Origin of the sequence: Polyangium mundeleinium (assembly GCF_028369105.1) — a bacterium.
GTDB lineage: Bacteria > Myxococcota_A > Polyangia > Polyangiales > Polyangiaceae > Polyangium > Polyangium mundeleinium.
In genome coordinates, this window is record NZ_JAQNDO010000001.1 from 3,932,330 (window position 1) to 3,954,690 (window position 22,361).

Annotated in this window: 24 protein-coding genes and 2 pseudogenes; 15 read left to right on the forward strand and 11 right to left on the reverse strand. The window is 68.5% G+C overall.

From position 1 onward, the window contains the following. The first annotated feature begins 13 nt into the window (after nt 1-13). Nucleotides 14-1,489, forward strand: coding sequence for a hypothetical protein (locus POL67_RS15750; protein WP_271918180.1), 1,476 nt, complete (start codon nt 14-16; stop codon nt 1,487-1,489). Nucleotides 1,490-1,528: 39 nt separating this feature from the next. Here POL67_RS15750 and POL67_RS15755 read toward each other — a convergent pair whose 3' ends face one another. Then, nucleotides 1,529-1,858 carry an NmrA family NAD(P)-binding protein gene (locus POL67_RS15755; RefSeq protein ID WP_271918181.1) on the reverse strand — a complete coding sequence of 110 codons (330 nt, stop codon included), beginning with the start codon at nt 1,856-1,858 and terminating at the stop codon, nt 1,529-1,531. Here POL67_RS15755 and POL67_RS15760 point away from each other — a divergent pair. The 4 genes and pseudogenes from POL67_RS15760 to POL67_RS15775 all read left to right on the forward strand — a co-directional run. Beyond that, entirely contained in the window at nt 1,849-2,502 is a 654-nt protein-coding gene (locus POL67_RS15760; protein ID WP_271930813.1) for an AraC family transcriptional regulator, read from the forward strand. The genes POL67_RS15755 and POL67_RS15760 overlap by 10 nt on opposite strands. Before the next feature lie 248 nt (nt 2,503-2,750). Further along, complete coding sequence (locus POL67_RS15765; protein ID WP_271918182.1) at nt 2,751-3,635, forward strand: hypothetical protein; 885 nt, start codon at nt 2,751-2,753, stop codon at nt 3,633-3,635. Nucleotides 3,636-3,968: 333 nt separating this feature from the next. Continuing rightward, complete coding sequence (locus POL67_RS15770) at nt 3,969-5,018, forward strand: hypothetical protein (protein ID WP_271918183.1); 1,050 nt, start codon at nt 3,969-3,971, stop codon at nt 5,016-5,018. 470 nt (nt 5,019-5,488) lie between these two features. Beyond that, nucleotides 5,489-6,448: pseudogene (locus POL67_RS15775) on the forward strand (serine hydrolase domain-containing protein); the annotation flags it as partial. A gap of 330 nt (nt 6,449-6,778) precedes the next feature. Here POL67_RS15775 and POL67_RS53615 read toward each other — a convergent pair. From POL67_RS53615 to POL67_RS15790, 3 genes are all read right to left on the reverse strand, one after another. Beyond that, nucleotides 6,779-8,221, reverse strand: coding sequence for a sigma 54-interacting transcriptional regulator (locus tag POL67_RS53615; protein ID WP_308789590.1), 1,443 nt, complete (start codon nt 8,219-8,221; stop codon nt 6,779-6,781). Between the two features lie 71 nt (nt 8,222-8,292). After that, nucleotides 8,293-10,071 carry a protein kinase domain-containing protein gene (locus POL67_RS15785; protein WP_271918184.1) on the reverse strand — a complete coding sequence of 593 codons (1,779 nt, stop codon included), beginning with the start codon at nt 10,069-10,071 and terminating at the stop codon, nt 8,293-8,295. A gap of 76 nt (nt 10,072-10,147) precedes the next feature. Continuing rightward, nucleotides 10,148-10,306: a hypothetical protein gene (locus POL67_RS15790; protein WP_271918185.1), complete on the reverse strand. Its 159-nt coding sequence runs from the start codon at nt 10,304-10,306 to the stop codon at nt 10,148-10,150. A gap of 416 nt (nt 10,307-10,722) precedes the next feature. On the opposite strand from POL67_RS15790, the gene POL67_RS15795 reads away from it, so the two are divergent. The 6 genes and pseudogenes from POL67_RS15795 to POL67_RS15815 all read left to right on the forward strand — a co-directional run bounded on the left by POL67_RS15795 (nt 10,723) and on the right by POL67_RS15815 (nt 14,903). Continuing rightward, nucleotides 10,723-11,394: a hypothetical protein gene (locus tag POL67_RS15795; protein ID WP_271918186.1), complete on the forward strand. Its 672-nt coding sequence runs from the start codon at nt 10,723-10,725 to the stop codon at nt 11,392-11,394. 667 nt (nt 11,395-12,061) lie between these two features. Further along, nucleotides 12,062-12,253: pseudogene (locus POL67_RS15800) on the forward strand (IS1182-like element ISStau7 family transposase); the annotation flags it as partial. Nucleotides 12,254-13,029: 776 nt separating this feature from the next. Further along, entirely contained in the window at nt 13,030-13,668 is a 639-nt protein-coding gene (locus tag POL67_RS15805) for a hypothetical protein (RefSeq protein ID WP_271918187.1), read from the forward strand. Beyond that, nucleotides 13,665-14,018: an HNH endonuclease gene (locus POL67_RS54220; RefSeq protein WP_373372409.1), complete on the forward strand. Its 354-nt coding sequence runs from the start codon at nt 13,665-13,667 to the stop codon at nt 14,016-14,018. The genes POL67_RS15805 and POL67_RS54220 overlap by 4 nt, the downstream gene beginning before the upstream one ends. Next, nucleotides 14,002-14,310 (forward strand): hypothetical protein, encoded by a 309-nt coding sequence (locus tag POL67_RS15810; RefSeq protein WP_271918188.1) that lies wholly within the window; start codon nt 14,002-14,004, stop codon nt 14,308-14,310. Before POL67_RS54220 ends, POL67_RS15810 begins: the two co-directional genes overlap by 17 nt. A gap of 47 nt (nt 14,311-14,357) precedes the next feature. Next, nucleotides 14,358-14,903, forward strand: coding sequence for a hypothetical protein (locus tag POL67_RS15815; RefSeq protein WP_271918189.1), 546 nt, complete (start codon nt 14,358-14,360; stop codon nt 14,901-14,903). 106 nt (nt 14,904-15,009) lie between these two features. Here POL67_RS15815 and POL67_RS15820 read toward each other — a convergent pair whose 3' ends face one another. Then, a complete protein-coding gene (locus POL67_RS15820; protein WP_271918190.1) occupies nt 15,010-15,555 on the reverse strand; it encodes an EF-hand domain-containing protein in 546 nt (181 codons plus the stop codon). Nucleotides 15,556-15,628: 73 nt separating this feature from the next. Then, a complete protein-coding gene (locus POL67_RS15825) occupies nt 15,629-15,775 on the reverse strand; it encodes a hypothetical protein (protein ID WP_271918191.1) in 147 nt (48 codons plus the stop codon). Between the two features lie 272 nt (nt 15,776-16,047). Between POL67_RS15825 and POL67_RS15830 the strand changes: the two genes are divergently transcribed. Continuing rightward, entirely contained in the window at nt 16,048-16,596 is a 549-nt protein-coding gene (locus tag POL67_RS15830; protein ID WP_271918192.1) for a DUF2452 domain-containing protein, read from the forward strand. Between the two features lie 3 nt (nt 16,597-16,599). On the opposite strand, the gene POL67_RS15835 is transcribed toward POL67_RS15830, so the two are convergent. Continuing rightward, a complete protein-coding gene (locus POL67_RS15835; RefSeq protein WP_271918193.1) occupies nt 16,600-16,860 on the reverse strand; it encodes a hypothetical protein in 261 nt (86 codons plus the stop codon). Between the two features lie 8 nt (nt 16,861-16,868). Then, nucleotides 16,869-17,432 (reverse strand): RNA polymerase sigma factor, encoded by a 564-nt coding sequence (locus POL67_RS15840; RefSeq protein ID WP_271918194.1) that lies wholly within the window; start codon nt 17,430-17,432, stop codon nt 16,869-16,871. 134 nt (nt 17,433-17,566) lie between these two features. Between POL67_RS15840 and POL67_RS15845 the strand changes: the two genes are divergently transcribed. Continuing rightward, nucleotides 17,567-17,938 carry a hypothetical protein gene (locus POL67_RS15845; RefSeq protein ID WP_271918195.1) on the forward strand — a complete coding sequence of 124 codons (372 nt, stop codon included), beginning with the start codon at nt 17,567-17,569 and terminating at the stop codon, nt 17,936-17,938. Here the strand turns inward: POL67_RS15845 and POL67_RS15850 are convergent. Beyond that, on the reverse strand, nt 17,915-18,886 hold the full coding sequence (locus POL67_RS15850; protein ID WP_271918196.1) for a hypothetical protein: 972 nt from the start codon (nt 18,884-18,886) through the stop codon (nt 17,915-17,917). The genes POL67_RS15845 and POL67_RS15850 overlap by 24 nt on opposite strands. A gap of 158 nt (nt 18,887-19,044) precedes the next feature. On the opposite strand from POL67_RS15850, the gene POL67_RS15855 reads away from it, so the two are divergent. Continuing rightward, the gene (locus POL67_RS15855) at nt 19,045-19,341 is read left to right on the forward strand and encodes a CsbD family protein (RefSeq protein WP_271918197.1); all 297 of its coding nucleotides are present in this window, start codon (nt 19,045-19,047) and stop codon (nt 19,339-19,341) included. 64 nt (nt 19,342-19,405) lie between these two features. On the opposite strand, the gene POL67_RS15860 is transcribed toward POL67_RS15855, so the two are convergent. Beyond that, on the reverse strand, nt 19,406-20,281 hold the full coding sequence (locus POL67_RS15860; protein ID WP_271918198.1) for a hypothetical protein: 876 nt from the start codon (nt 20,279-20,281) through the stop codon (nt 19,406-19,408). A gap of 98 nt (nt 20,282-20,379) precedes the next feature. On the opposite strand from POL67_RS15860, the gene POL67_RS15865 reads away from it, so the two are divergent. Further along, nucleotides 20,380-21,153 carry a class I SAM-dependent methyltransferase gene (locus POL67_RS15865; RefSeq protein WP_271918199.1) on the forward strand — a complete coding sequence of 258 codons (774 nt, stop codon included), beginning with the start codon at nt 20,380-20,382 and terminating at the stop codon, nt 21,151-21,153. 1 nt (nt 21,154) lies between these two features. Here POL67_RS15865 and POL67_RS15870 read toward each other — a convergent pair whose 3' ends face one another. Next, a complete protein-coding gene (locus POL67_RS15870; protein WP_271918200.1) occupies nt 21,155-22,186 on the reverse strand; it encodes a hypothetical protein in 1,032 nt (343 codons plus the stop codon). Nucleotides 22,187-22,361: the final 175 nt, after the last annotated feature.

The window sequence follows — 22,361 nt, forward strand, 5'->3', positions numbered from 1 at the left end:
GGGTCCTCGGCGCGTGAAGTTCGTCGACGAAATCGGCCTCAGCGCGGCGCAGAAGCTCGAATCCTCCGTCGGGCCCTTCGTCGCGCTCCCGGCGTACAGGCGGCTGCTCGTGCGCACGGCCGAACCCTCGTTCGCCGCGCGCGCCGCGCTCGGCGCCCTCCGGTGCGTGGTGCGCCTCGGGAGCGACGAGCGGGACATCGGGGACATCGCGGCCTACTGGAGCACGCTCTCCGGCAGCGGCCCGCACTTCCCGGCCATCCTCGATTTGTGCCGGCTGCTCGCGCGGGTCGGGCGGAAGAGCGCGGCGCTCGCCCTCGCGCAGGCCGAGACGGAGCGCGCACCGACGGCGCGCGCGCTCTACCTGTACGGCCGTTGCCTCGAGCTCATGGGCGAGGGGGACGCGGCGTTCATGGTGTTCGCCAACGCCGCCACGCGGGCCGACGAGGAGAAAGGCGCGGCGGACGTCGCGGTCGCGGCCCGCGCGTGGCGTGTCCAGCGGCTTCTCGGCGATCGGAGCACGGCCGCGCTCGCGGTCGCCGATGCCGCGTCGGCCGATCCCACGGGCGCGCCGCCCGATCACAAGCTCGTGATCGCGCTCGGCCGCCTGCGCTCGCCGAGCCGGTTCGTGCGGGCCTCGGGCCTCTCGCTCCTGGAGGAGCTCGGCCGCGACCCGACCACGTCGCTCGGCCAGCACGCGATCCGCCTCGCCGCCGAGCATGCCGATGCGCTCGGGGACGCGCTCACGCCGCTGGAGGCCGATCGCGTGGCGGCCACGCTCGGCCACGTGCCCGACGATGCGGCGCGGGAAAACGCCCTCGCGCGGCTGGCCGCGGCGCAGGCGATCGCCGCGTCGCGAGGGGAGGCGCAGGCGGAGGCGATCACGCGGGCGGGCGAGCTCGCGCCCGAGATCGCCGTGCTGGTGCGTCGGGCGCGGGCCGCGCTGACGGGCGGCGGACAGGGTGACGAGGCTGCGCGCCCGTCGCGCGCGACGGAGCCGGCATCGCCGTCGCTCCGCCTCGCGTCGCTCGGGCTCGCGGCCTTCGTGGCGCTCGGCAAGAGCCAGCCGCGGGAAGCAGCGGAGGCGCTCGACGAGGCGACCGAGCTCGTCACGAAGGGGGGCGTGGGGGTGCCTCCGCCTGTATGGACCGCCGCGCGTGCCGCGCTCGAAAGCGCCGATCCGCTCGCGCGGGCGGCGGGCGTGAAGCTCTGCGAGGTCCTCCTGCAGGGGCCCGCGGCGGCGCCGCCGGGCGGGCATTCGGCCTTCGCGGTGGCGCTCGCGCGGGCGGGGCGGCCGGATCTCGCGGTGCGGGCGGCGCGGGACGCGGCGGCGGGCAAGGAGGTGTCCGCGCGGGCGCTTCTCGGATCGATCCTGCGGGAACAGGGCTGGGCGCTCGCGGCGCGTGGCCAGCGTGAGCTTTCGATCGCGGCGCTCCTCGAGGCCAAGGAGCACCTCGCGGCGGCGGCCAAGGACGGCGCGCGGGGACGCTGAGGTGCAGATCCCGAATCGTCACGCCTGATCGCGACGAGCTCACGCGCGCCTTTCGCGCTGCTGCCGCGCCCACATCTCGAAGCTCATGGGCGAGAGGCCGTAGGAGCGGGCGATCTCCGGCCGCGCGAGCACCGGGGCAACGTTCACGTACGCCAGGCCATGCGCGATGCCGGGATGCATTCCGGCGGCGACGGCCTCCTCGACCGTACCTGATTGCACCACGTACTTCTTGCCGTCGAGGCGCGAGAGGATCTCGGCAATCTGAGGAAGCGTGAGCAGCTCGCCGGCGAGCTGCAGCGTCACGCCGTTGAACCTGGCAGGATGGGTGATCGCCGCGGCGGCCGCTTTGCCGACGTCCGCTGGTTGCAACGCACGACGGATATGTCGTCGAGTACGGCGGCACGGGCGAGCCGACGGAGCTGCTCATCGGCCGCTTCTCGTTCGACGCAGTCGCCGCCGAGCCGCTCGTGGCGCCGATGCCGCCGCTCGTCCATGTGTCGCTCGAAAAGGCGCACGCCGACCTCGTGCAGGCCACGCTCGCCTTGATGGGAAAGGAGATGGCGCAGGATCGTCCCGGAGCGAGGTTCGTCGTCGACCGCTTGACCGACGCGCTGTTCGTTCAGGCGATGCGCGCACTCTTCTCCGAGGGGTGTTCCTTCGCGCCGGGGTGGGCTACGGCGCTCACCGACCGGCGCGTGGTGAAGGCCATCCGCGCCGTGCACGCGGACCTCCCGCGGCCGTGGACCGTCGCGCAGATGGCGCACGAAGCCGGCATGTCGCGTTCGAGCTTTGCTGTGGCGTTCACGTCCGCCGTCGGAGAGTCGCCGCTCGACTACGTCACGAACTGGCGCATCTACCGAGCCAAGGTGCTTCTGTCGTCGAGCAACGAGTCTCTCACCGAGATTGCGACGCGCGTCGGCTACGACTCCGATACCGCCCTCAGCCGTGCGTTCAGGCGCAAGGTCGGCATCCCCCCGGGCGTGTTTCGCCGAAGGATGTCGGCAAGAGCGTGAGGTTCGTCCGTACACAACCCCTCTTCCCAAGGGTTCGTCCGCGTGTGTAGGATGCTTGTCCCGTGTCGAGATCTTCCGCCCTCGCGACGCTGCTCGTTGTATCGCTGTCCGTACCCTGTGAGGCGGCAGAAGACGAGAATGGCACGTCGTCGACCTCTGCCGTGCAGACGACCGAGCCCAAGACGTCCCGCGCAGCTCGCGCAAATGCGCGCCTCGGCCAGCAGGATGAAGCGAGATTCAAGGCCCTCGTGGAGAGCGGAGACCGTGCGCTCGCGGCTGGTCGCCTGAACGACGCTGCGGATGCCTACGAGGATGCTCTCAACATCAAGCTGGACGCACGTCTCCTCGGGCGGCTCGGGCTCGTCCTCTCGATGTTCCAGCAAACGCCGGAGAACGACATCGTCATTGCACGCGCACTTCATGCTGCCGTGAGCGATGCCGCCGGCGCATCCAGCGCCGAGCGAAAGCAGTTCTTCGAGGCGTACGAGCGCGTCCGAAAGCGTGTCTGTCGCCTCGACGTCATGACCAGCGATGTCGACGCAACCGTCCTGATTGGCGGTCGAGACGTGGGTCGAAGCGAGGGGGCGTTTTGGACCTTCATTTCACCTGGCAAGACGAACGTCACGGCTACACTCACGGGCCGCGAAGACCTGAAGAAGACCGCAGAGTGCGTCGGCGGGAAGTCGATGCTCCTCGAATTCGAGTTTCCCAACCCTGCCCAGGCTCCGCCGCAGGTCATCACCCTCGAGAAGGAGGCGAAGGAACGACGGGTGGTTGTCCGCGAAGCTGTCCGGACGGCGCCTCCCGCGCGAGAGCCCTCGCCCCCCAAAGTGGAAGCGCCGTCGTCTCGTTTTGGCGGTGGAATCGGCCCTGTGATGGTTTGGGGCGCTGCCCCCTCCGTGTCCGTCGGGATATCAGCGAGCGGCTTTATCGACGCCAGGAGTTCTCAGCCGTGGCAACCGTGCGCGGCGCCTGGTCGTTGGGCGACATTCACGGCCTGCCTATCGATGTGTTCTCGGCGTCCGCGGTTGTGGGGCCGTGTGTACAATGGGGTTGGATTGACGGATGCGCTTTCAGGGGTGCGATGCGCTGGGCTCATTCCATGGACGCCAACAAACGCTATGAGATGCTGACAGACACCAACGTAATCCCTGCTTTGGGGCTTGGCGTCGGGGTCACGTATCCAATCCATCGAAATCTTTCCGCTAGGCTGTTCGCCGATGCAACGGCGCTAACTCGCGATTGGGTCGTTCGTGTGGTTTCCCCTGGAGGCGAAGTCGTTCCCGTGTGGCAGACCAACAGGTTCATATTTTCTGTTTCCGCATCGCTCATGTTCGGGCGCTAGAAAGGCGAACGTCATGCTTGCAGGTAGGCAACGGGCAGGAATTCTAGTTTCAATTGTCATCGCAGGACTTGGTGTCGGTGCAACACTCGGCGCGAACGGGTGCTCCTCGGAACCCGTATACGTGGACGTCTACTGTAAACCCGATGCGAGTCCTGAGGACGACATTCATGGTTATTGCTTCCCCGATGGAGGCGGATCGATCGAGCCTCTCTCCTGCAAAGCTGCGGGCGGGCAGTGCGTGCCGATGGGAACGTCGGACTTCCGTGAGAAGGCCGTCCTCCTGTGGATGGGAGCAGAGGAAGAAGCTCCCGATTGCCCCGATCGAGCCGATACCGTGTTCTACCAGGGCTACGCCGATCTGTCGGTGCAAGTACAATGCGCGGCTTGCTCGTGCGGACCCGCGTCTTGCACGCTGCCTGGCTCGATCAACGTCGACTCCGCGAGCTTCTGCCAAGGTGGCAACGCGACCAGCTACCAGGCGCCTCCAGGATGGGACGGGTCGTGCGTCTCACCCGCCGTGCTCCCCTCGGGAAGCTTTTCGTCGATCGAGCTGACGGCCCCCACTGTGACGGGATGCGAGCCGATCGGAGATCCCATCCCCAAGGCCCCGGGCTTCGCGCCTGGCGGGCCTGGAGGGCCTAAATCGTTCGCGAACGGCATCTCTTGGGGGAAGTACGCGAAAGCCTGCCATGGCACGGCAGAAGGGCGTTGTGAGTCCCCGAGCGACACGTGCCTTCCGAGCACCGAGCCACCTCCGCCCGAGTTCAGGCAGTGTGTGCAGTACACGCTGCCGGTCGACGAGGCGAACCTGCCTCAATGTCCCGAGGCGTTCCCCGAGCGGGTCCTGACCTATCGGGGGACGACCGGGAAGGTCGAGTGCTCACCTTGCGAATGCGGGGAGCCTACGGGAGCCAAATGCAGCGCTGCGATCTCCGCTTACCAGGATCCGGCATGTACGGGTCTGCCGATGTCCCTGTTCGAGAACGTTCCCGCAACGCCGACCTGCATCGACTACAGCGGATCTCCGTTCTCGTACGCGCTTGGGTCGATGTCGGCGAAGTGGACCCTGAACGAGCCAGGGACGTGCGAACCGAAGGGCGGGGAGCACGTGGGAGAGGTGAAGGGCATCGATCCGAGGGTCTTCTGCTGTCAGGGCTTGGCTGCGGAGTAGCGCCAGTCCACCTCATTTCGGCGAGCTGACCGAGCGAGCCACGACGAAACGACAGGAACTGCCATGCGAGCCACCGTCCTCTGCCGCATGGTGAGACCGCGGCGGCGGGATGGAACGGGCAGCGCCACGAAGGTGCGTGTCTCCCTCGGGGGGAGACAGAATCTGTCTCCCGGGAGACAGCGCTGGCCGGCGCCGCGCGACGAATAGGCCGGGGAACGCGCAGGCCGCGCTGGCATGCGCGTTGCGATGCGCTCCAGCACGGCCGCCTGTGCGACGCATAGCGACCATTCCCGCCCAGCGCCCCCTCGAGGGCTCCCCTTTTTGACACGAGATCGACCATGAAACGTATTTCGATCGAGCGCAGCTCTTCCTGTCGGGCCGTGGCTGCAGCCGGCGCGGCCACCGTCTGCCTGCTCGCCGCATCGCCGAGCCGCGCGGAGAGCCCGGTCGTTCATCACAACGACGCGATAATGGCCTCGGTGCTCAACGACGCGCGCAGCGCCTACCCGGAGATCCCCGGCATCGCCGCGGCCGTGATCATCGATAATGACATCTACCTTGCCGCGCGTGGCGTCCGGCATCGTGTCTTGCAGACGCCGCTCCAGGAGACAGACGCCTTCCAGCTCGGCTCGGTGTCCAAGACGCTGACCGGCGCCCTGCTCGCGAAGGAGGTCGACCTCGGCAACCTGTCGTGGAATACGACGCTCTTCACCTCGCTGCCGGATATCTTCCTCGGCGTGCCGTCGAGCCCCTACCTCCATGTGACCGCCGCCCAGCTCTCGGCGCACACGAGCGGCACGCCGTACGATACCTCGGCCCACGTGAACGGCGTCGGCGGCGCCGCCAACGATTATGTCTCCGTGGCGAACTTGAGCACCCGCCGCCTCAACTACGCCCACGACGCGATCCTGGATACCCCCCTCTTCTCCCCCGGGACCGGGGTCAGCTACGATGGCAGCCATATCCTCGCCGTCGCGATGATGGAGCGGGCGACGGGCAACTCGTACGAGACCCTGATGCAGGCCCTGCTCTTCGCGCCACTCGGAATGACCTACGCCAAGTGGGCGCCCGACGCCGTCGAGCATAGCTGGAGCGGGAGCGGCGCCCCCGTCCCGCATAGCTCCGCGACCGTGGGGCTGCGCAGCCCCGTGGGCGGCGTCAGCGCCTCGATCGAGGACGTGGCGCGCTTCGCCCACATGTCCCTGTGGCGCCCGCAGGACGCGACGCACTTCTACTCGGCGAGCGCGCGGGACGCGATCCGCACGGCCGTGAAGGGGAGCAACTACAGCCCCGGCTTCTCCGTCGACGTGAACAACAGGGCCGGCGGGCTCGAGCTCTGGCACACTGGCTCGAATGGGTCGAACTGGTCCATCATCGCCATCTGGCCAAACCGCAAGATGGCCATCGTGGTGCTCACCAACTACGCCCACGATTTCAATGCGGCCGGGGCTGGGTGGGTGTACAACCAGATCGCGGACTACGCCGCCATCGCCTGGCCCAACGTGATTACACAGACGTTCCCCAATACCGGCGCGACGACCTACCAGGCCACGGTGGCGTCGGCGGTGGACGGGAACGGAAACCAGGCCGTCTACGGCGCGGGCTACGAGGCGACCAAGGCCTTCGACGGCAACTACAGCACGCGCTGGGCGTCGCCGGCCGGCGTCACCGACGCGACCCTCAACGTGACCCTGCCCGCGGCGAGCACGGTCTCGCGCGCGGTGATCAACGAGGCCGGTCCGTTCGCCAAGGCGGGGACGTCAGCGCAGGAGTTCCGGGTCCAGCATTTCGACCTGTACGTGTCCACCGGCACCTCGACCTACCTCGCGGCGTCCGGTGACCATATCGGGCCCAATCTCCAGATCCCGCTCAACCTCGATGCGCCGCGCGCAGGTTCGACACGAACGCCGCGATCCGGGCGCGGACCTTTGCCTCGAGGACGCGAGGCCGCCGCTCCCCGCGAGGCCGCGCCGCGGCGCGGATCGACTGTCCTCGCTCCCCGCGAGGAGCGCCGCGGCGCGATCGATGTCCCATGCGGCGATCCGCAGCGCCCGGCAGATGAGCTGCCGGAGGTGCAGATCCGCGCGCTGCCGGTTGCCCTGGTACGCAGGATCCCGGCCGCACGCCGTGGGGCTGAAGCGGTGCTTGCGCAGGAGCGCGAGGCGCGCCCGCTCCTCCTGCGTCAGCGCGTCAGGCGCGCCGCGCGGGCTCGACGTCACGGCCTGGCCGACGTCGCCCTTGAGCTCAGGAGGCAGCTCGACGTAGCGCCCGCGGCCCTCGAGCACCGCGCGGAGGAGCAGGGCGTCGAGCTCGCGCACATGGGTCGTGTAACGACGTTGAACGAAAGCCGACATCAGGACGGGCGAGACGCGCGGCGCGAGCGTCGACTGGTGCGCCTCGCCCACCAGGCCATGGCGTTCGGGCACGCCCGCGTTCGGGTAGTTGCGCTGGTTGCCGAAGAGCTCGGCGTCGGCCAGGCCCTCGGGGATGGTGGCCGCGTTGCGCGAGACCAAAGGGCGTCGGCCGCGCGCCGATCGCGCGTGGATCGCGCCGGCCACCAGCTCCTTGCCGGAGCCGCTCTCGCCCAGGATGAGCACATGCGCGTGGTGACGCGCGACAGCGGCGATGCGGTGGCGGAGGTCCCAGAGGATCGGGCTCTCGCCGACCATGCCGAAGGCGTCCGCCTCGCCGAAGGCGTGGAGCGGGGCGTCGAGATCCTCGGTCTGCGCGGGGCGGATGGGCGCGCGGTGGACGCAGAGCAGGAGCAGCTCGTTGCGCAGCTCGATGACCTCCCCCGGCGCGACGGAGGCGTGGGTCACCTCGCGCCTGCCGTACACCAGCGGGCACGAGCCCACATTCTCGATCTCGAGCCCGCCGCTCGCAGTCGATGCAAGGCGAAGCTGCGCCCGCGAGATCCGCGGACACACGAGCGGCCCCGTCGGCACGAGCGCGCCTGGGCGCTGGCGCACGAGGAAGACGCGCCGCTCCGCCACGCCGAGCCGGTCATCGCCCCGCCCGAAGATCCACCGGCCGGGGTCGCCCGTGGGGATCAGCAGCGCCTCCCCGATCCGGGCCGGCTCGTGCCGTGACCACAAGATGACCAGCCCATCCATCTCGAGCCCGGCGTGGGAGGCTCCAGGATCCGAGAGGCTCGTGGGCGGGAGGGTGGAGTGATCGAGGGTTCCGGCGGGGGCTCTCGGCATGCGGCGCGGATGCGCCCGCACGCTATCCGACGGAGGTGGGCTCCGCAAGACACGGGGGCACGGGCATCAGGCTAGGGCACGAATTCAACTTCGTAGAGGCTCGGTCCGTCGGTGCTCTCCATCTTGAGCCACACGCTCTGGATATCGTGGTAGCGCTGGTCGAGCCGGATCTCCCGTCGAGGACCGATGTCCTTTCCAGACGCGACCTGCCACTCGTTCGTGCCGTTGGAGAGCCACAGCTCCCAGCCGCGCACGCGGAACTCGAGATCCTCCCACAAGAGCTGCACCACCGTGTCGGAGATCGCCCGCTTTGGCAGCGGGCCGCGCTCGAAGAGCACCGCGGCCGAGATCGTGCTCGGCGCGCGCAGGGTGACGGTGAGTATCGAGCTTGTCACGTCGTAGGGCGCGGCCCAATACGTCCCGTGATCGCCGTCGAAGGCCGCGACCGTGGGGAAGTCTTCGGTGTACCGGCAGTCGGCGGCCGCGATCCCCGCACACTCGGTCCGCACGCGCGCGATCGGCAGCGCGGATCGGATGCTCCTCGTCGCGCTCGCGGCCGCGCCGGGATTGGCGCTGGGATCGGCGTCCGGCGCTGCAGACGCCGTCGGCGCAGAGGTGTGACCCGCGGCGAGCTTTGCCTCCACCGTGGCGCCGATGACCGCGGCCGCGGCCACGGCGGCGATCACCAGCGCGCGCGACGCCGCAGAGCGCCGCGGAGGGATTGACGGTGCGCCCGCCACGGGCGAGTTTGCCACCTGCTGCTCGGCGGCGGCCGGCAATGCGGCGCTGTTGCGCTCCTGCCGGTTGGCGTCGGCCCATGACGGCTCGGCGGAGGGCGCGGTCCCCCGGCCGGTGTCGGAGGGGTCTGCCGTGCCATCGAAGGTCGAGGAAGAGGGCTCGGCCGCGGCTTCGTCGAGCGGCGCGTCCTCGGGGGCCGCGGGTGTGGCGAGGATGAGCGCGATGCGTTGCGCGGAGGTGCGCGCGTGCTCCGGCGCGACGTCGGCCAGCGCCGTGGCGAGCTCGGCCACGTCGGCGTAGCGGTCCACGGGATCGGGCCGCAAGCACCGCTGGACGATCGCCTCGAGCGCGGGCGGCGCGCCCGGGAGCGCGTCGCGGAGCGGCGGCGCCCCGCGGAGGATGAGCTCGTGGATCTCGAGGATCGATCTCGCCGGGAAGGGCGGCGCGCCGGTGAGCAGCGTGTACAGGGTGGCGCCGAGGGCCCAGAGGTCGGCGCGCGCGTCGATCGTGCGCGACGCGCGCATCTGCTCGGGTGCCATGTACAGCGGCGAACCCACCATCGCGTTCGATTCGGTGAACTGCAGGTCCGCGCCGTCGGCCGCGACGCTGACGCGCTTGGAGATGCCGAAGTCGATGACCTTCACCAGGGGCGAGCCGTCGGCGCGGCGGACGAGGAAGAGGTTCCCGGGCTTGATGTCGCGGTGTACCAGGCCGAGCGCGTGCGCCTCGGCGAGCGCCTCCGCGGCCTGCAGGATGTACCCGACGGCCGCGTCGATGGGCAGCGGTCCGCCCCTGGCGAGCGCCGCGCCGAGGTCCTGGCCGTCCAGGTACTCCATGACCAGGTAGGGCTCGCCGGTCTCGAGCGCGCCGACGTCGAAGACCCGGGCGACGTGCTCGCTGCGGATCCGCATGGCGGCGCGCCCCTCGCGCGCGAGGCGCGCCGCGACGTCGCTGCGCAGGATCATCCGCGCGATGGGGAACTTGATGGCCACGCGCTCGCCGAGGTGGAGGTGCCTCGCGGCGACGACAACGCCCATGCCGCCGCGGCCGAGGACGCGCTCGACGCGGTACTTGCCAGAGATGATGCTCCCGACGCGAGCTTCCGCATCCATAAGCTGCCTCGTATAGCGCGGAACGTAGGTGAAGTGACGCGAAGGAGCAGCATTCCAGCCCCGCTTCCGCCGGGCGTCAGGGCGCCTGGCCCTCGACGAGGCGGGCGCCCCCGACGACGAGCGCCACGAGCAACCCGATGAGGGCGAGAAGCACGAGGAACGGCCAATTCTTAAATGGAATGGTGCCAGCCAATGGTTCGATACGCGCACCGCGCGAAGTCGACGGTTCCGTCATCGTGTTGCCTCGGAGTGAACGCTAGAGCGCCGAACGGTTCGGCGCTCTGCGAGATCGCGAAGCGAACTCGCCTCGGGGGGTGAATCGACCGGGCTTTGCCCGGGCGAGAGGGGGACGCGAGGCGTCCCCCTCGGGACAAAAGAGCTAGAACATCGAGCGGTTGTTAAACCGATCGATGTTCTAGCAACAAGGGGCCGAGCCTGAACCCCAGACCCTTGCAGGCGGAAGCCCGTACCTCGTGGGGCGGGCCCGGCGCCTGGGCCCACGCCCACCCATTTTCGTCAGGGAAATCGCTCCCGCCCGGTTGGCATCAAACTTGAAAAGCCTCCTCGAAGCCACGCGCAGGACATGGATGCTTGCGCTTCGGCCATGTCGCCAGAGGGTCGATACCTCTGACGCGTCGAAAGGACCGTTTCATGAACCGTTGGACGATGACGATGATGATGATCCTGGGGGCGACCTCCCTCGGGGTGGCAGGCTGCACGGCGGACGCCTCGGACGAGCTCGCCTCGGACGAGCTCGCCTCGGGTGAGCGCGTGGACGAGGCGGAAGAGGCGCTCATCACTCCGATCTACACCATGCCCACGTTCACCCCGCCCGCGTTCCCCTCCTGGTCCTCGTCGTCCGGCTGGACCAGCGACGTCCTCATCATCCACAAGGTGCAGAACACGGCGACCAAGTGGGCCACCTTCTACGCTTTCGCTGACTTCTCCCAGTTCGAGGGGCCGTATAACGCCGACAACATCACCGGTTGCCTCAATTCTTACATCACGGTGTCCGTCCGCACGAGCACCTCGAGCAGCGGCACGTTGAGCGCGGCCGACACCACACCCGACAACTCCGAAGAGGCAGGCAGCTACGGCAAGAAGTTCTATGCGACGCCCAGCGTTGGCTTCAATGCGGCAAACCAGCTCGTCATCCTGGGTTGCGGCGTGACCTTCGCGGTGGGCGATTGCGACCGGTACGAGTTCGCGTCGAACGAGAACTACGTGCAGTTCGAGGTGTACGGGATCGGCGGCGACGGCACGGCCGGCCAGTTGTACACCCAGATCGACCACAAAACCCCGAACATCGCAAACTGTCCCTGACCAGCACCCGTCCACGGGGCAGCGCCATGCAAGGCGCCCGCTTCACCGGCGGCGGCTTCCAGGTGCCATAACGCACGGCCTGCCTGGGCCAGTACATCCGCGACCGGGAGCATCCCTGCGGCCCGCTTCAGCGCGTCGCCGTACGGGCGCCCCGTCAACACGGTGAGCGTCCAGGCGTGAAGCCCCGGAGAGCCCTCGACGTTTGGGAGGGCTCCCCGGGGCGTGCGCGCTCCCTCCGCGATCGTCGGCCGGAGCGTGCTCCCGCAGCCATAGCCGCGGCTGCGGCCGTGACTTTCCCCTGAACGAGTACCGCCAGAAGAGCGGCCCGCGGATCCGCCCCGGGACGGGCCCAAAGGGCGGCATGCGCCCGGGAAGTTGCAAATGGGGCCGATCCGTCATCCGCGAGACGCCCTTTCTCCGGCTGCCCCTTCCAGTCGACGTTCATCGAACAAGACCCGGACCAGCGCCTATCCTTCGAGCTGGGTGCAGGATCGATCCAAGGACGGCGGGGGACCGCTCGGTCGCAGGGGGCATGCCGGAGAGCCCATGTCTTCCGGCGAGACGTTTTGTGTCTTGCCGGAAGACACCTCATGTCTTCCGGCAAGACATGAGAGCGCCGTCGATCGAGGATCTGCAGATGCGCCATGGGCGCAAGAGCAAATCGAAGGGACGCGAAGCGCTCCGGCAGCGAGTCCACGTCGAACATCGACTCGCTCATCTCTCCCATAAGCAAGGGCCTCGCGCCCGCTATCTTGGTCTACGCAAGAACCTGTTCGACCTGAGGCGCCACTACGCCGTGCTCAACCTGGAGAGCATCCACCGGCACGGCGGCATCCTGGCCATGCACAACGCCACGTAACTTCATGGGAAGCGAACGGGTTGGCGCTCGAGTCCCCTCATGGGGACGAACGTGTCCTAACGACGATCCGTCGCGCGAACCTGCGGCTGTGGTGGCTCCGGGGCCAAGACGCATCGGCCCTGGACGTCGGGCGGGATGGGGCGGGTCAGGACCGTCGGCAACGGCTGGGGGCTTCGTCGACAGGCTCGCTGTGGTTGTCGGCAACGGCCGGGGGCTTCGTCGATAGGCTCGCCGGGCTTGTCGGCAACGGCTGGGGGCTTCGTCGACATGCTCGCCGGGCTTGTCGGCAACGGCTGGGGGCTTCGTCGACATGCTCGCCGGGCTCGTCGGCAACGGCTGGGGTCCTTGTCGACATGCTCGCCGGGCTTGTCGGCAACGGCTGGGGTCCTTGTCGACATGCTCGCCGGGCTTGTCGGCAACGGCTGGGGTCCTTGTCGACATGCTCGCCGGGCTTGTCGGCAACGGCTGGGGTCCTTGTCGACATGCTCGCCGGGCTTGTCGGCAAGGGCCGGGGGCTCCGTCGACACAGATCGTGAAGGTCGGAGGCGCGCGGGTCGGTGGTCGAATACGATGCGGGAGGCGTTGTCGACGTAGCCACCCCGGAGGTCGAGAATCATCGACCCGTCGCGCGCGGACATTGCGTGTCCCATCAGCCTGCGGATTCTCTTGCGCGGCTCCGCCCTCGCCGTGCACAAGGATCGTCAGGAACAACGCTGGCCCGCGCATCACGCCACGGGGGTGACTCGGTGTGGCCTGCGGGAACGGAGGGTCCTTCCATGGCCTGGCTTCCCTCGACGCGTCCGATCGGCCGGATCGGCGGTGCGCCACGTCGTCATCGCAATCCATTGATCCATTGGTTCATCGCCGCGCTCGTCGCGCTGTCGCTCGTTTTGTCTGGGTGCGCCTCCTCGCGAGACGCCGCCATGGCCCGGATCTTCGAGGCGCCGAACGTCATTCACGTCTGCGTGCGCCCGCCGAACGTGCCGGAGAACCAGCGCTCCTGGGCGCTCACCTCCGATGGCTTGCCCTCTTTCGGGGCGCGGGAGGTGGACCTCGCGAGACGCGAAGGCAGCCCCGTCTATGTATTCGATATTGGAGCCCCTCGCGAGAGCGCGAGACTCTTACCGATTCCGTACCATCGGCTCGAATGCCCGGCGCCGCCGAAGCCCCGCGTGGTCGCGGCGAAGGTCGAGGGCAAGCAGGACGAGGCGACCAAGAAGACCGAGGCGAAGAAGGCCGAGCGGCCGAAGCTGCTGCCTCGGCCGATCGCGAGATCGCCCGAGCGGTGCACGGAGCCGGGGCAGGCGCGGAGGCGCGGCGGGACGGGCGGACGTACCTGCACGAGGGTCCTCGTCAAGCGGACCCGCACGGAGCCCGTCGTCGCGGAGAGCGCCCGCGAGGGTCCGGCCGGCTGAGCCGGCGAGGTTGTAACGCGGCCGGGGGTGCGCAGCCGGCGACAGCGGCTAGCACTTCACCTCGCGTACGAACACCAACCAAGGAGCAGCGGGAGGCTGCGCTTGCGCGAGCCAAGGGTCCGGATGGAGTCGAACGATGTACCCACTGCGACACACCTCTCGATCGGCAGGCTGGCAAGCCGAATTCCGCCGAGATTGACCACAGGAAGGCGTTCGTCAAAGGTGGGCAAACGACCGATTCGAATCTTGATGCAGCATGCCATACGTGCAATCGTTCGAAAGGCCCCAAAGAGCTCGGCACAGAGTGGACACCCGAACAAGCAATGAGAGATCATGAGAGATGTACCTGATGATACATTGCCGCTCGTTCGAAGAATTCGCGAGGCGATCAGCGCGTGCGCGCCGTTCGACGGCAAGGTACGCGTGAGCGTGGCAGATGAACCACGGTGGGAGACCACGAGTTCTGGCGACCAAGTCCTTGTACGCTGGGCATGTTGGACTCTGGAGCGGAACGGCGTCGAACTCACCGAACCCGTGTTCGAAGTCCTTTGCAAGGACATCACGCGAGAGAGCCTCGCTGACGATCTGTCAAGCCGTCTTCCCGATGTGGAGATCGAGGTGGATAACGCAATCGAGGTGTAGATAGGCCAACGGCCCATGTTCCATCCGACCAACAAGTGAGGAGACCCATGGGGCACCAGTCAACCATCTACATGACGCCGAAGGACACGGCGGACCTCGAGCAGCGGCTTCGGGAGCGGACGGACTTGGCCATCCTCCTCTGGAAATCGCCATCTGCATCGCCGCGCATCGTGGACTCGCTCAACTTCTACGAGAACGGGGAGCAATGGTACGGCCTGTACCTCGCACGGCCCGAGGACCTGGACGCGATCGTGATGGACTACGTGAAGACACAAGGGTATTGGACGCTGGAGAGCGACCCTTCGCCCGTGGTCGAGTTCAGTTGCTGCTCCTTCAAAGGGGACCGATTGCGGGAGGGGCGCGTGTATTACGTCGACAAGTTCTGGACGCCCGACCGGGGGGGTGGAGAAGAGCGAGGCGTTCCGGAAGTGGGCCAGAGACCTCCGGCGGGCAGCCTGTCACCTGGTAGCGGACGGCCTGTCGACGGAGCCCAGGCCCTCCTCGCGTCGAGCGTCGTGCCGGGTCTGCCAACCCATCGCGCCGTGAGCGTATCGAACGATTTGCGCATGTCGACAGGCTCTCGATATGCGTAGACCCTGACCTGCCGCGTCGAGTCAATCACGACAGCCTCCGAAGCAGCTCGGCGAGCGCGTCGAGGTCGAGTCCCTCGACGCGTAATCCCGAGCGGTGCGGGGTGGGTCAGTGGCCCCCGAAGAACCATTCGCTGGGGCCGCGCGACTCGGAGATGTAGTACTCGCTGATATTCTTGGCGAACGCGGAGCGAGACATGGTGCCGTCTCCGTCGAGGTGGAGTCGGGCGAAAGCGGTGCGAGCGTCAGCGTCGGTCAGACCGTATGCTTGCAGGTAGGATGAGAACTCGTCGGCGCTGAGCGCACCGTCGTCGTTGACATCGATGGCGTCGAAGACCAGCTCGTTGCCGGCCACGGCGTGGGCCAGGGCGTCAGGATCGGCTGACGTCCAGGCACCCACACGGGCGAAGTACTCCTCGAGGGTTACCGTGCCGTCGCCGTTGGCGTCGCTCCCTTTGAAGTAGGCCTCCCACCAGGTCTGGTGGGCGGCGACGATTTTCCTATGCCGCTCCGACCCCTCCTCCACGCCCTGGAGCGCTGCCACTGCTGCCCCGAGGACGGCGAAGTCGGATTCGTCGACGACGCCATCCTTGTTGCGGTCGAAGCGGTAGAAAGCCATGGCCAATTTGCGCTTCACGAAGTTCGAGATCGCCACGTTCGTTCCTCCATTGATGTGAATCGGGTCTCTGTCAAAAGAGAAGTAGTCTATTCACCAAGCGTGCCCCAGGTCAATGGCCATCCGTAACGATGCAAACGACGACCGCCCGGCGCATGCCCTCCGCGACGAGCGCGTCGAGGTCGAGCCCCTCGACGCGTAATCCCGAGCGGTGCTGCACGACGAAAGATCCGCCTGCCCGCGTCGCCGGGACGTCCATGAATTCAACGGCTCGGGGTACGCCCTCCCTCGTCCTCGACCCTCGCTCCGCTCGATCTCCGCACGAATCGCCGCCGCTCGCTGATGCATACGACCCTCAAAAAATCGTTGAAGCGGCGTGACGCGAAGGATGTCGAGTACATCGGCGCGGATGCCCAGGCGTGGGTCGACGCCGGAGGACAGCTCGTCGACTGAAGCGGACGGCACAGGTTGCATCGAGCCCCCGACAAGGGTACCACCTCGAAGAGGCAGACGAGCCTCCGACCTCGCACCATGGCCCTCGAACAAGACCCGAAAGCCACCCCCTCGGCCGACCTCGCCACGACCCGCGCCGTCCCTTACCCCACGAGCCGGCTCGCCGCGCGCATCGACCTGGTCGACATGGCCCAGGAGATCGAAAAAGCCGATCAGGCGCTCGGCATGGTCGTCGGGGGGAAGCTCGAGGTCATCCGCGACCAGATGCGCGCGCTCCAGGAAGAGGCGCGGCGCCTGCTCGACGAGGCGCGCATCTCGGCGCGATTGCACCGCGCGCGCTGCAGCTTCCGCAAGATCCCCGGCCGCGTCTATCACCTCTATCGGCGCAGCGAGGACGACCTTTATTTCTCGATGCTCTCCCCCGCGGAATGGGGCGGCGCGCCCCCGCACGCCTTCGAGGGCTCCTACCGGCTCGAAGTCGACATGAGCTGGACATGTTTGATGGTGGGGGCTCCGCCCGGCGAGCCGGGCTGTGCCCCCACACCCCCCGGGCAGGGGACGAACGCGGAGCGCGACCGGACCCCCGAGGGCCGCGCGCTCGTGCAGAAGCTCCTCCAGGAAGGCTGATTCCTACATTCCGCCCGCCGACGCGACCACGCCGCGCCCATAAATGTGCCCGATCCGGGCAAACGATTCGACGGTATAAAGCGCGCCCGCCAGCGCCAGCACCGACGCGAGCGCGAGCTCGGGCCACCGAAAGCCCGGGCGACGTTTGCCTTCGAGCGCCGCGACGGCTGCGTCGAGCGCCTTCACCCGACGCGCGGGCGAGGGGGATTGCGCGGGCAAACCGCGGAGTTTTTCGAGGAGCGGATCGTCGTCACGGCCGTTCATCGTGCACCTCATCCTATCACGGCGGCGTCTTTGCGCGCCGGTCCTTCGAGCTTTTCGGCGAGCGCTGTGCGTGCCCGCGAGAGCCTTTGCCGGAAGGCCTCCGGCTGGATCCCGAGCACCTCGGCGGCCTGCTTTGGTTCGAGCCCCTCGACCCCCACCAGCAAAAGCACCTCGCGGTGGGCCATGGGCAGCGCTTCGAGCGCCTTTTCGAGCGCGGCGATCTCGTCCCCCGCGTCCGGCCGCGCCGAAGGCCCCTCCGGCTCGGCGTCCTCCGCGCCGACCGCGAACCGCGTGAAGTCGAGGGCGGCCCAGCGCCGCCACGACCGGAATTTGTTTCGGGCGATCGTGAAGAGCCAGGCCGGGAGATCCGTGCCGTCGGCGAGCCGTTCGGCGTGGCGGGCCACGGACACCCACGTCTCCTGGTGCAGATCCTCGGCCACGTCCCGCCGGCGCGACAGCCGCAAGAGGAAGCCGAAGAGCCGGTCCGAGAACGACGTGTACACGACCCGCAGCGCGGCCTTGTCTCCGTTGCGCAGGCGTGCGACGAGCTCTGCTTCCTCGGCTCGGTCCATGTCGTCCCCTCGAACACGGAAGTAGCCCAGGCGTGACAGAAAAAAAATCTGTCACGTTCGCCGCCGCCCGGAGTTCTTCGCGGCATGGGGACGGCGCCTCGCCCGTCCGCGCCGAGCGAAGGAGAACGAGGGTCATGAAAGGCTTCAGTTTGTGGGCGTTTTTCGTCGAGGGCGGGTGGGGGATGTGGTCCACGCTCCTCTTCGGCCTCCTCGCCGTCGGCGCCGCCGCGTGGTTCGCGCGCCGCCCCGAGCCCCGCCGCCTCGCCTTCACGGGCGCGATGTGGCTCACCCTCGTGACCGTCACGGCGCACGCGACGTGGACGAACGTCGCCGCCGTGTGCTCGTACCTCGAAGACCCGCAGCGTGTCCCCGACGCGGAGATCACGCGCACCTTCTTCATCGGCTTGAAAGAAGCGAGCCGCCCCGGCGCGCTCGGCGGCATTTTCCTCACGCTCGTGCCGATCCTGCTCGGCGTGGGCGCACTACGGGGGCGCGCCTCGGACTGAGGATCCGCGCGGATCGAGCGATCGAACGGCGCGCTCGATCTCGTCGAGCCGCGCCTTCGACGCCTCGTACCCGACCCGCCCGCGCACGGCGAAGGCCATCTCGTCGCGGGCCCAGCGCGCGGCGACGTCCTGGAACCGCGAACGCCCCGCGCCGCGGGCCGACGCTCGCGCGAGCTCGTTCCCCCGTTTGATCGCCTCGCGGGCCACATCGAACGTGAACACCGGCGCGCCGTGGCCGAGCTTCGCTTCGACCCAGTGCATCACGCTCCCTTCCCAGGGTTCGAGGTACTTGCAGCGGCCCGTGGGCTCGTCGACGCCCTCCACCGGCGACGTCCAATCGAGGTGAATGTCGTCGAGCGCCGCAGGGCGCCCCTCCGGCTGCTCGAACCCGCGCAGATCCCCCTTCCCGACGCAGAAATGCGTGCCCTCTTGCAAGGGCACGTCGACCTCGCGCCAGGTATCCGCGTCGGGCAGCTCCGCGCGGGCCGCCCGGAACAAGGCGCGCGGCAGGAGCTTGATCGCGGGGCGGAGCTGGTGTTCGAGCCCGCCCATGTAGGCGTCCCGCGCCACGCGTTTGCCGTGCGGCCCCATGAGCAGATCGTCGAGCCGCCGCCGCATCGCCGCCGGATTGCGGTAGACCACCTTGATCCCGGCGCTCCCGCCCCACCATTGGTTGCGGATCCACTGGATTTCCCGGAAGGTCGCGCGTGTGCGATCGATGCCCTCGATGCGGTGGAACAGCCGCACGAGCAGGTTCACGGCCATCGGCCCGAGGTGGTCGAGCGCGGCCCAGGCCGTCTTCGGCGCGGGATCCCGGAACCCGAACATGAGGTTGTCCTCTGCGCCGGCCGCGCCGGCCTGCCGGTCCACGAACGAGCGGACGATCGTCTCGCGGAGATCCTCGTGCAGCGCGGCGTACGGAGATTCGGCCGGCGGATCGGGGTGCATTCGGCGGATGATGACTCCATTCGGCCGTTCGGGGGAAACCATCGCGGATGGGCTCGGCCGGATGTGAAGGATGGGCGCCAGACGCGCCGGCACGTCGATTGCCGTCCCAGCCCCCCGAGCCAGCAAATCGGGTCCGTTGGGATCCGAGAAGGGAAACCATGGGAATCGGAAGCCGGATCAAAGGCGCTGCGGAAGAGCTCGGTGGCAAGGCCAAGGAGGCCCTCGGCAACCTGACCGACGATGAACGGCTGCGCCGCCAAGGCATCGCCGATCAGGGGCGTGGACAGGGCCGGCAGGACGCCGAGAAGGCGGGCCAGCAGGTCGAGGGCGCGTTCGAGAAGGCCGGCGGTCGCATGAAGGGCGCCGCGGGCGCGATCACGGGCGACGAGCGAAAGCAGGCCGAAGGGAAGTTCGAGGAGCTGAAGGGCGAGGTTCGCCAGAAGATCAACAAGTAAACGGTTTGGGGCGCCGCTCCCGCTCGGCGCGCCGGGGCGGGAGCGGCGTTTCCTCGTTCGGCGCTCAGTTCGGGGCGTCGTCTTCGAAGAGATCCCCCGCGTACACGTACCAGAGCCCATTCTTGCCGCGAAGAAGCGTCTTTTGGAATGTGACCTCGTGCCGCTTTCGCAGCGCGAGGAAGAGCACGAGGTACAGGATCGCGCCGAGGAGGCGGATCACGACGAACGCGACCGCGGCCACGATGTTCGCCCATTGAGGCCACGCCTGGAAGATCGCGTGCACCTCGACCACGGCCACGTCGCCGTCCTCGCGCACGATTGAGGCGCGCTTCACCTGCGCGCTGCGGATCTGCCCGTGCCCGATGCGGATGAACGTGGATGACCAGTCCTTGAGGCCCGTCGGCGTGGCGAGCGAGAAGGCCCCCGAGCCGATCGGGATCTCGCCGAGGCTCGGCGGAGCCACGATCTGCGCGCGCGCCGTGGGGCTGAGGCACGCCCAGGCGTACCCCTGCCGGCCCATCGCCATCGCCTTGAGGAAACTCCGCAGCGTCGCCTCGGGGCGCGCGGGCGTCCCCCGCGGCGCGATCGTGAGGTCCACGGCGCAGAGCGCCACCGCGAGGATGCCGAAGACGATCGGGAAGATGATCAGGAGGGCGAAGGCGGGATCCCGCGACGGGATCGTTTGCACCGCCAAGACCATGCTCACGATCGCGACCGCGGCGATCACGACGAACACGATCGTCACGCCACGCAGCCTGCCGCCGGCCTCCTTCTGGTCCACGGCGACGGCCGCCGCGTCGTCGATGTGCTGGTTCAGCCGCGCGAGGGCCTCGGCGATCGCGTCGGACGCGGGGCGCTTCTGCTTCTTCTTCTTTTTCGTCGTCGCCCGCTCCCCCGGGCCGGCTTCCGGCGGCGCGTAGGGGTTGAGTTCGTCGCTCATCGCGCCCACCTAACCACGAGAGGCCCGGAGAGGCGAGCCTTCCGCGCGCATTTCCCTGCCCGCGCGGCTCGGCTAGCATGCGGCCCGGACCCACCATCATGAGCCAGAACCTGGACGACGAGAGGTTTTACGTCTTCGACTGGGACGCCGTCTTCGACGTCGACGATTACCTCCACTTCTACGAAGACACGCTGCGCGCCGAACGCACGGACCATCAGGTCGACGTCCTCGTCTCGCACCTCGGCATGATGCCCGGCATGCGCGTGCTCGACCTCGGCTGTGGCCACGGCCGGCACGCCTTCGAGCTCGCGCGGCGCGGCTTCGACGTCGTCGGCATCGACCGCACCGAGGGCTTCGTCGAGCTCGCCCGCAGCGAAGCCGAGGCGGCCCGCCTCCCCATCGACTACCGCGTCGCCGACCTCCGCTCGCTCGACGAGGACGCCTCGTTCGACCGTGTCCTTTGCCTCTTCGACGTCTTCGGCTTGCACCGCGACGACGAGAACCTCGACGTCCTGCGCCGTATCACGCGCGCGCTCCGGCCCGGGGGCAAGCTCTGCCTCGACGTGCGCAACCGCGACTGGATGGTGCGCGCGCTCCTGCCCGTCACGATCCTGCAAAAGGGCGCGGATCTCATGATCGACCGGCACGTCTTCGACCCGCTCTCGGGTCGCCTCGTCGATTACCGCATCCTCGTGCGCGACGGCCGGACCCGCGAGGCCCGCTTCTCCGTGCGCCTCTACCATTTCACGGAGCTTCGCGCGCTGCTCGCCAGCGTTGGCCTCCACGTGACCGAGGCCTTCGGCACCTGGGACGGCGATCCGATCGGCCTCGCCCACAACCGCATGATCCTCTTCGCCGAAAAAGACGGCTGATTCAGGGCGCGGCGTCGCACGCGGGCACGAGATCCGCGCCGCCGAAGAACTCGCCCGCGAGCAGCCGCATCGCCTCGGCGTTCTCCGGCGGCCCGCACTTGAAGGGCGGGGAGGGCAGGGGTTTGTTCTCCAGCACGAGCCGTTGCTCCCGGAAAAAACGCAGCGCAAGCTCGGCCGCGTACTCGCGCACGCCGCCGCGGGGCAGGAACGCGTAGAGCCTGCCGTTCATCGTCGTGTCCGTCGGCGCGTAGGGCAAGAGGCAACGCCGGTTGTCCTTGCAGCGGGCCACGATCCCCTCGTGCAGCGCGCCGAGGGCGCGGGTCGACCACTGCTCGTGCCACGCGTCGTTCAGGTGGAAGATCTCGTGGAAGAGCGTATCGCGCACGGCCTCCTCGGAGACGTTCACCGCGCCGAACAGGTTGTACCCGATGTTCTGGTTCACCGCGAACGCGCTCGGCGCGCCGCCCTTCTCGGTGTAAAAAAATCGAAAATCGAGCGGGCGATCCCGCATCGTCACGCGTTTGCCCGTGCGGGCCTCGAGCGCCGCGAAGAAGCGCGCGTACCCGCGCATCGCCGAGAGGATCCAGACGAGGTGGTCGCGGTTCTGCCCCACGGGCCGCGCGGGCCGGAGCCGCACCTTTTGCCCGCGCCCATCCTCGGTCTCCTCCTCGGGCAAGAGCCCCGCGAGGGAGCCCGTTTCCTCGTAGAGGTCGAGCGCGAGTTGTTTCGAGGGCGCGTTGTCCGCGTAGCGCAGCGAGAGCAAGCAGCGTATGCGCGGTGCCTCGGCGAGCGTCTCGGGGCAAGCCTCGCGGAGTTCGGTCGTGCGCAGGTGGGTCGCCAGGAAGAGGACACGCTCGGCTGCTTCGGCCCGCGCGGATTTCGGCGGTGGTGCGGGAGCGGAGGCGGAAGCGGAGGCGGAAGCGGGAGCGGGAGCGGGAGCGGAAGCAGAAGCGGGAGCGGCTGCTCGGTGGGGAGGTGGCGCGGGGGCGGGCGCGCCGCAGCCGGCCGCGGCGACGATCCACCCGACGAGCATCCTGAGCCCTCGACGCACCTCGCTATTGTCGCGGTTTCCCGCGGAGAAGAAAAGGGTTTGCCTTTGCCGTGCCCGGTCCCTTGTCGGACGGGCTCGCCGCTGTTACGAGGGAGCCGTGCCCGAAGGCGACACCCTCCACCGCATGGCCAGCGCGCTCGGCTCGCAGCCCTGAAGG

Excerpts from the sequence above, each read along its gene's own strand:
- POL67_RS15810 (WP_271918188.1), top strand. The coding sequence starts at position 14,002 with ATGAGAGATGTACCTGATGATACATTGCCGCTCGTTCGAAGAATTCGC.
- POL67_RS15795 (WP_271918186.1), top strand. The coding sequence starts at position 10,723 with ATGAACCGTTGGACGATGACGATGATGATGATCCTGGGGGCGACCTCC.
- POL67_RS15825 (WP_271918191.1), bottom strand. The coding sequence starts at position 15,775 with ATGGACGTCCCGGCGACGCGGGCAGGCGGATCTTTCGTCGTGCAGCAC.
- POL67_RS15830 (WP_271918192.1), top strand. The coding sequence starts at position 16,048 with ATGGCCCTCGAACAAGACCCGAAAGCCACCCCCTCGGCCGACCTCGCC.
- POL67_RS15850 (WP_271918196.1), bottom strand. The coding sequence starts at position 18,886 with ATGCACCCCGATCCGCCGGCCGAATCTCCGTACGCCGCGCTGCACGAG.
- POL67_RS15870 (WP_271918200.1), bottom strand. The coding sequence starts at position 22,186 with ATGCTCGTCGGGTGGATCGTCGCCGCGGCCGGCTGCGGCGCGCCCGCC.
- POL67_RS53615 (WP_308789590.1), bottom strand. The coding sequence starts at position 8,221 with ATGCCGAGAGCCCCCGCCGGAACCCTCGATCACTCCACCCTCCCGCCC.
- POL67_RS15815 (WP_271918189.1), top strand. The coding sequence starts at position 14,358 with ATGGGGCACCAGTCAACCATCTACATGACGCCGAAGGACACGGCGGAC.
- POL67_RS15840 (WP_271918194.1), bottom strand. The coding sequence starts at position 17,432 with ATGGACCGAGCCGAGGAAGCAGAGCTCGTCGCACGCCTGCGCAACGGA.
- POL67_RS15865 (WP_271918199.1), top strand. The coding sequence starts at position 20,380 with ATGAGCCAGAACCTGGACGACGAGAGGTTTTACGTCTTCGACTGGGAC.
- POL67_RS15785 (WP_271918184.1), bottom strand. The coding sequence starts at position 10,071 with ATGGATGCGGAAGCTCGCGTCGGGAGCATCATCTCTGGCAAGTACCGC.
- POL67_RS15855 (WP_271918197.1), top strand. The coding sequence starts at position 19,045 with ATGGGAATCGGAAGCCGGATCAAAGGCGCTGCGGAAGAGCTCGGTGGC.
- POL67_RS15835 (WP_271918193.1), bottom strand. The coding sequence starts at position 16,860 with ATGAACGGCCGTGACGACGATCCGCTCCTCGAAAAACTCCGCGGTTTG.
- POL67_RS15860 (WP_271918198.1), bottom strand. The coding sequence starts at position 20,281 with ATGAGCGACGAACTCAACCCCTACGCGCCGCCGGAAGCCGGCCCGGGG.
- POL67_RS15805 (WP_271918187.1), top strand. The coding sequence starts at position 13,030 with ATGGCCTGGCTTCCCTCGACGCGTCCGATCGGCCGGATCGGCGGTGCG.
- POL67_RS15790 (WP_271918185.1), bottom strand. The coding sequence starts at position 10,306 with ATGACGGAACCGTCGACTTCGCGCGGTGCGCGTATCGAACCATTGGCT.
- POL67_RS15845 (WP_271918195.1), top strand. The coding sequence starts at position 17,567 with ATGAAAGGCTTCAGTTTGTGGGCGTTTTTCGTCGAGGGCGGGTGGGGG.